Consider the following 5,882-nt stretch of genomic DNA (forward strand, 5'->3'; position numbering starts at 1 on the left):
CGCCTACCCTGGACGCGTCATGGACGTCCGCCCCCACTCCCCCGTCGTCGCCGCCCTGCGCCTGTGCCTGTACGCGCTGTTCGCGGGCCTGCTGGCGCTCGCCGCGGTCCGCGCGCCCGGCACGGCCGCGGTGGCGGCGGCGCTCGGCACGGGCGCGGTGTTCGCGTGGGGTGTGCTGAGCCCGGCGGTACGGCGCTCCCGGCGCGCGGCGGCGGTGTGGCTGGCCGTGCTCAGCGCGGCCTGGCTGGTGCTGCTCGCGCTCTCCCCCGAGGCCCTGTGGGCGGCCTTCCCGCTGTACTTCCTGCACCTGCACCTGCTACCGGTGCGCTGGAGCCTGCCCGCGGTCGCCGCGACCGCGGTGGCGGCCATCGCCGGTTTCGTCGGGCGCGGGCAGCAGGTCACCGCGGGCGCGTTCATCGGCCCGCTGCTCGGCGCGGCGGTCGCCGTCGCCACGGTCCTCGGCTACGAGGCCCTGTACCGGGAGAGCGAGCGGCGCCGCGAGCTGATCGAGGAGCTGGTGGCCACCCGGGCCGAGCTCGCCCACGCCGAGCGCACCGCGGGCACGCTCGCCGAACGGGAGCGGCTGGCCCGGGAGATCCACGACACCCTCGCCCAGGGCCTGTCCAGCATCCAGCTGCTGCTGCGCGCCGCCCAGCGCGCGCTGCCCGACGGCTCCCCGGCCGCCGCGCACATCGAGCAGGCCCGCGCCACCGCGCAGGACAACCTCGCCGAGGCGCGCCGCTTCGTGCACGCCCTGACCCCGCCCGGCCTGGAGCGCGGCTCCCTGGCCGGCGCCCTGGAACGGCTCTCCTCGGGCGCGGCGGCCCCGCCCAGGGCCCGCTTCTCGGTGAGCGGCACCCCGGTCGAGCTGCCCACCCCCTACGAGGTGGCGCTGCTCAGGATCGCCCAGTCCGCGCTCGGCAACGCGCGGCGGCACGCCCGCGCGCACCGCGCGGAGATCACCCTGAGTTTCATGGACACGGCGGTGGCGCTGGACGTCGTGGACGACGGGGTCGGCTTCGACCCCGAGGCCGTGGGGGCCGCCGTACGACGGTCCGGCGGCGCGGTGGACGGCGGTTTCGGGCTGCCCGCGATGCGCTCGCGCGCCGAGGCGCTGGGCGGGACGTTCACCGTGGAGTCGGCGCCCGGCCAGGGCACGGCGGTCGCGGTCACCCTGCCCTACCCGGACCCCGGAGACCGCGCATGACGATCCGGCTGCTGCTGGCTGACGACCACCCCGTGGTCCGCGCGGGCCTGAGAGCCGTCCTGTCCGCCGAGCCCGACTTCGAGATCGTCTCGGAGGCGCCGACGGCCGAGCGGGCCGTGGAGCTGGCCGCCGCGGGCGGCGTCGACGTGGTGCTGATGGATCTGCAGTTCGGCGCCGGCGGCGCGCACGGCGCGGAGGCGACGGCGGCGATCACCGCCCGGCCCGGAGCACCGCGCGTGCTGGTGCTGACGACGTACGACACCGACGCGGACATCCTCGCCGCGGTCGAGGCCGGTGCGGCGGGCTACCTGCTCAAGGACGCCCCGCCCCAGGAGCTGGCCGCCGCGGTGCGCACCGCCGCCTCCGGCCGCTCGGCCCTGGCTCCCGCGGTCGCCCACCGTCTGATGGACCGCATGCGCACCCCCGCCGCCGCCCTCAGCCGCCGTGAGCTGGAGGTGCTGGAACTGGTCCGGGAGGGCCTGTCCAACCTGGAGATCAGCAAGCGCCTGTTCCTGAGCCAGGCCACGGTGAAGTCCCACCTGGTGCACATCTACGCCAAGCTGGGCGTCGACTCGCGCACGGCGGCGGTGGCGGCGGCCACCGAGCAGGGGCTCATCCGGCGCCTGGGGCCGTGACATCCGGCGCCTGAGGCCGTGAACCGGGGCCGGCGGTGCTCAGCGGCGCGGCGGCTTCCCGAACAGGTCCACCGCGGCCCGCACCTTCGACAGCCCGCCCCTCAGGGCGCTGACCGAGCCGATCGACCCGGCGATCAGCAGCAGGGAGCGGCGCAGGCGCGGGATCTCGGGACGACCGTGGGCGGCCATCGCGGCGAGGGCGGCGAGTTCGGCCTCGGCTATCGACCGGTCGGGGAACTCCACGGGATGCGCGGCGAGTTCGCGACGCAATCGGGACACGGCGGTACGCAGCTCCGCCACCCTCGGGTCCTCACCGCTGCCGGTCACCGGCCTCTGCCCCAAGCTCCGCAACACGGCCCGTCCTCCCCCTGGCACTCCCTCGTGCACAGTCCCGGACGGGTCAGTAAACGCCACCCGGGCGGGGTGCGCCACCGCGAGGACCGAAATTCAGCCTTGCGAACACCGTGCGGCCGACGGGCCGTCAGGTATGCAGGAGTCATGACACGGACGAAACACGAGGTGGCCGGGCTGGTGCTGGCCGCCGGCGGCGGGCGGCGGCTCGGGGGGCGCCCCAAGGCGCTGCTCGAGCACCGGGGCCGGCCGCTGGTGGAGCACGCGGCCGGGGTCCTGCGGGCGGCCGGCTGCGAGCGCGTCCACGTGGTGCTGGGCGCGCGGGCCGGTGACGTACGGGAGCGGGCGCGGCTGGAGGACTGCGTGCTCGTGGACAACCCGGAGTGGGAGCGGGGCATGGGCTCCTCGCTGCGGGCCGGCCTGGACTCTCTGGCCGGTACGGAAGCCCGGGCGGCCCTGGTCCTTCTGGTCGACCAGCCCGGCGTGGGCGTCGAGGCGGTGGCCCGGGTGCGTGCGGCGTACCGGGACGAGACGTCGCTGGTCTCGGCGGCGTACGAAGGGGTGCGCGGCCACCCCGTCCTGCTCGGCGCGGCCCACTGGGCGGGCATCGCGGCGAGTGCGACCGGCGACCGGGGGGCACGCGCCTACCTGAGGGCGCACGAGGAGTCCGTCACCCTCGTCGAGTGCGGCGACGTGGCACAGCCGTACGACATCGACACCGAGGCCGACCTGGGACACCTTGGGTGAGAGGAAAGCGAGAGGAAACGTGTAAGCAGCTCCCTCCGAAGGAAGTGACCGCTCATGTCCGCACCAGCGCCGTCCCCCCTGGCCGTCGTCGGAGCCGAGTCCCTGCCCCGGCAGGACGAGGTCCTCACCGACGCGGCGCTCGCCTTCGTGGCCGAGCTGCACCGGCGGTTCACGCCGCGCCGCGACGAACTCCTCGCCCGCCGCGCCGAGCGCCGTGCCGAGATCGCCCGCACCTCCACCCTGGACTTCCTCCCCGAGACGGCCGCGATCCGCGCGGACGACTCCTGGAAGGTCGCCCCGGCCCCCGAGGCCCTGAACGACCGCCGGGTGGAGATCACCGGCCCCACCGACCGCAAGATGACCATCAACGCGCTCAACTCGGGCGCGCGGGTCTGGCTCGCCGACTTCGAGGACGCCTCCTCCCCCACCTGGGAGAACGTCGTCCTCGGCCAGCTCAACCTGATCGACGCCTACACCAGGAACATCGACTTCACGGACGCCGTGTCCGGCAAGACCTACGCCCTGCACCCGGACGAGGAACTCGCCACGGTCGTCACGCGTCCGCGCGGCTGGCACCTGAACGAACGTCACCTCGTCGACGCCGACGGCACCCAGGTGCCCGGCGCCTTCGTCGACTTCGGTCTGTACTTCTTCCACAACGTCCGGCGCCTGCTCGACCGCGGCAAGGGCCCGTACTTCTACCTGCCGAAGACGGAGTCCCACCTGGAGGCGCGCCTGTGGAACGACGTGTTCGTCCTCGCGCAGGACCACCTGGGCATCCCGCGGGGCACGATCCGCGCCACCGTCCTGATCGAGACGATCACGGCCGCGTACGAGATGGAGGAGATCCTCTACGAACTGCGCGACCACGCCTCGGGGTTGAACGCGGGCCGCTGGGACTACCTGTTCTCCCTCATCAAGAACTTCCGTGACTGCGGGGCGAAGTTCGTCCTGCCGGACCGCAACTCGGTGACGATGACGGCCCCGTTCATGCGCGCCTACACCGAACTCCTGGTACGCACCTGCCACAGGCGCGGCGCGCACGCGATCGGCGGCATGGCGGCCTTCATCCCCTCCCGCCGGGACGCCGAGGTCAACAAGGTGGCCTTCGAGAAGGTCCGCGCCGACAAGGACCGCGAGGCCGGCGACGGCTTCGACGGCTCCTGGGTCGCCCACCCCGACCTGGTGCCGATCTGCCGGGAGTCCTTCGACAAGGTCCTCGGCGACAGGCCCCACCAGAAGGACCGGCTGCGCGAGGACGTCCACGTCGAGGCCGCCGACCTGATCGCCGTCGACTCCCTCGACGCGAAGCCGACGTACGCGGGACTGGTCAACGCCGTCCAGGTCGGCACCCGTTACATCGAGGCCTGGCTGCGCGGCCTGGGCGCGGTCGCGATCTTCAACCTCATGGAGGACGCGGCCACCGCCGAGATCTCCCGCTCGCAGATCTGGCAGTGGGTCGACGCGGGCGTGGAGTTCGAGAACGGCGAGAAGGCCACGCCGGAACTGGTCCGCAGGGTCGCCGCCGAGGAACTGGACGGTATCCGCCGGGAGATCGGCGACGAGGCCTTCGCCGCCGGCCACTGGCAGCAGGCCCACGACCTGCTCCTGCGGGTCTCCCTCGACCAGGACTACGCCGACTTCCTGACCCTGCCGGCGTACGAGCAGCTGGAGGGCTGACCCTCACCCCAGGTGGGCCGACCAGTCCTGCTCGGCGGCCGGCTTGCCGTGCAGGTCCGGTACCCGCTTGAGCCAGTCGGGCCGGCCCTGCCGGGTCCGCGCCGCCCGCCGGGCCTCCTCGGCCGCCAGCTCCCGGCGGCTGGGGAAGTCGGTGGGCAGCCAGGCCGGGGACGCCCGGACGCGGGCGGCGAGGTAGTCGACGTAGGCGCCGCGGGCCTGGTCCGGGGTGGCGAAGCCGGGCTCCTCGGCGAGCCAGTCGTCCGGCACCTCGGCGAGGACGGTCCGCAGCAGCTCGCGGGTCACCCTGGGGGCCAGTTCGGCGTCGGCGGCGCGGACGTCGGGGGCGTGGGAGCCGAGGGCGTGGTGGCGGAAGTCGTAGGACTTCCCCGGGTCCGAGGTGTCCCAGCGGTGGTGGAAGACCAGCGCGGCGCCGTGGTCGATCAGCCACAGGCGCGGCGGCGCGGTGCCGAACGTCGGCCAGATCATCAGGTTGGAGCTGTGGACGGTGCGGTCGACGTTCACCGTCAGCGCGTCCAGCCAGACGATCCGCCCGGCCTCCAGCGGGTCCACCGGGAAGGTCTTCGCCACCTCCGGGGTGAAGTCCTTCGCCCCCGGCAGGTAGTCCATGCCGAGATTGACACCCGGGCTGGCGTCGAGCAGGTCGCGCACCTCCTGGTGCGGCTCGTGCGCGGCGAGCCCGGGGTCGAAGTGCACGAGGACCAGCTCGGGGAACCGCAGCCCGAGCGCCCGCGCCAGCTCCCCCACGATCACCTCGGCGACCAGCGCCTTGCGCCCCTGCGCGGAGCCGGTGAACTTCACGACGTACGTCCCCAGGTCGTCGGCCTCGACGACCCCGGGCACGGAGCCGCCGGAGCGCAGGGGTTCGACGTAGCGGGTTGCGGTGACCTCCCTCAGCATTTCCCCAGGCTATACGGGAGGAATCCGGGGAGTGTCGACTGGCATGCTCGTCCCCCTTAATGACGCGGACTTGGAGACGGCCCCGGATCCGCGGGAGGTGGACGCGCAGTCGCCGCCCCGGGATGCGGTGGAGCCCAGCCCAGGTCGCAGGTGTCCGTGTGACGTGAGGGGTTGGCCTGATCGGTGCTGTCGGTGGACTACCAGCGCATCCTCACGGCAGGGTTTGATCAAGTTCCGTAGGTGTCCGGATCGTTGGTGATGCCCAGGATGGGGAGTGCCCGGTGGGGCTCGTCGCGGATCGCCCGGGTGGTCTTGGCGATGTTGTCGGCTCCGAGGGTTTTCAG

General features: G+C 73.5%; 6 protein-coding genes. 4 read left to right on the top strand and 2 right to left on the bottom strand.

Annotation, left to right across the window (positions count from 1 at the left end; genetic code table 11):
• Positions 1-19: 19 nt before the first annotated feature.
• Positions 20-1,207, top strand: a complete 1,188-nt coding sequence (locus C1I97_RS29545) for a sensor histidine kinase (RefSeq protein WP_111006174.1) — start codon at positions 20-22, stop codon at positions 1,205-1,207.
• Positions 1,204-1,842, top strand: coding sequence for a response regulator (locus C1I97_RS29550; RefSeq protein ID WP_111006175.1), 639 nt, complete (start codon positions 1,204-1,206; stop codon positions 1,840-1,842). The genes C1I97_RS29545 and C1I97_RS29550 overlap by 4 nt, the downstream gene beginning before the upstream one ends.
• 39 nt (positions 1,843-1,881) lie before the next feature.
• Here C1I97_RS29550 and C1I97_RS29555 read toward each other — a convergent pair whose 3' ends face one another.
• Positions 1,882-2,196: a DUF5955 family protein gene (locus C1I97_RS29555; protein ID WP_111006176.1), complete on the bottom strand. Its 315-nt coding sequence runs from the start codon at positions 2,194-2,196 to the stop codon at positions 1,882-1,884.
• A gap of 144 nt (positions 2,197-2,340) precedes the next feature.
• Between C1I97_RS29555 and C1I97_RS29560 the strand changes: the two genes are divergently transcribed.
• The gene (locus C1I97_RS29560) at positions 2,341-2,940 is read left to right on the top strand and encodes a nucleotidyltransferase family protein (RefSeq protein ID WP_111006177.1); all 600 of its coding nucleotides are present in this window, start codon (positions 2,341-2,343) and stop codon (positions 2,938-2,940) included.
• A gap of 54 nt (positions 2,941-2,994) precedes the next feature.
• Complete coding sequence (gene aceB, locus C1I97_RS29565; protein ID WP_111006178.1) at positions 2,995-4,620, top strand: malate synthase A; 1,626 nt, start codon at positions 2,995-2,997, stop codon at positions 4,618-4,620.
• 3 nt (positions 4,621-4,623) lie between these two features.
• On the opposite strand, the gene C1I97_RS29570 is transcribed toward aceB, so the two are convergent.
• Positions 4,624-5,538 carry a HipA family kinase gene (locus C1I97_RS29570; RefSeq protein ID WP_111006179.1) on the bottom strand — a complete coding sequence of 305 codons (915 nt, stop codon included), beginning with the start codon at positions 5,536-5,538 and terminating at the stop codon, positions 4,624-4,626.
• Between the last annotated feature and the right edge of the window lie 344 nt (positions 5,539-5,882).

This window comes from Streptomyces sp. NTH33 (assembly GCF_003236365.1).
In the GTDB taxonomy this organism is placed as follows: domain Bacteria; phylum Actinomycetota; class Actinomycetes; order Streptomycetales; family Streptomycetaceae; genus Streptomyces.

Coding starts and splice junctions, on each gene's coding strand:
- C1I97_RS29545 (WP_111006174.1), top strand. CDS start 20: ATGGACGTCCGCCCCCACTCCCCCGTCGTCGCCGCCCTGCGCCTGTGC.
- C1I97_RS29550 (WP_111006175.1), top strand. CDS start 1,204: ATGACGATCCGGCTGCTGCTGGCTGACGACCACCCCGTGGTCCGCGCG.
- C1I97_RS29560 (WP_111006177.1), top strand. CDS start 2,341: ATGACACGGACGAAACACGAGGTGGCCGGGCTGGTGCTGGCCGCCGGC.
- aceB (WP_111006178.1), top strand. CDS start 2,995: ATGTCCGCACCAGCGCCGTCCCCCCTGGCCGTCGTCGGAGCCGAGTCC.
- C1I97_RS29570 (WP_111006179.1), bottom strand. CDS start 5,538: ATGCTGAGGGAGGTCACCGCAACCCGCTACGTCGAACCCCTGCGCTCC.